General features: G+C 62.4%; 1 protein-coding gene. It reads right to left on the reverse strand.

Annotated elements, in window-relative coordinates:
* A partial coding sequence (locus CKO15_RS13825) for a PAS domain S-box protein (protein WP_200197408.1) occupies nt 1-688 on the reverse strand: 688 nt, incomplete at both ends.

A 688-nucleotide genomic window follows, 5' to 3' on the forward strand; every position in this document is an offset into this window, starting at 1 on the left:
AGGTCGGAGTGCGCCAACTGATCGTGGAAACCGCAGATGGCATTGAGCGGTGTGCGCAGGTCGTGGCTGACCGCGGCGAGGAACATCCTTTGATCGTCGAGTGTGCGCTGGCGCGCCTCTTCCACAGCCCGGCGCTCACTGATATCGCGCAGAATCCCCGCAGCGTGCCAGTGGCCGGCAATCTTCACCGGCGCCAAGGTCAGCTCCAGCGGAACCTCGTGCCCGTCGCGGTGAAGTGCTTCGACCTCGGTCTGCGGCCCCACGCGAATCTTGCCACCGGACTCCCTAAAGTGGTGCATGCCGGCTTGCATCGCCGCTCGGTGGCGCTCGGGGACGAAGCGATCGTGGAAGGGATCGTCTCCGATCTCATCGGCGCGGTAGCCGAGCAACTGCTCAAAGGCCGGATTGCAGTAGATCAGCCGATCCTCGGCATCGATCAGCACGATGGCATCACGCGCTGCCGTGGTGATCGCCTGGAACTTCGCTTCGGCGGCGTGATGGGCTTGTTCGAGATCGTGCTTCTCGGTGATGTCCTCGAGGATATGGACCGAGTACCGGTATGTGCCTTGTTCATCGCGGGCGACATACGAACGCGAGAGAAAGAATCGGCCATCGGGCAGTTTGAACGCCTCGGAGGTTGCAGAGCAGCCGAGATCACAGCAAGAGGGGGTGCTGTTTTGAACCGCCA

Source organism: Halorhodospira abdelmalekii (genome assembly GCF_016583625.1).
GTDB classification, from domain to species: domain Bacteria; phylum Pseudomonadota; class Gammaproteobacteria; order Nitrococcales; family Halorhodospiraceae; genus Halorhodospira; species Halorhodospira abdelmalekii.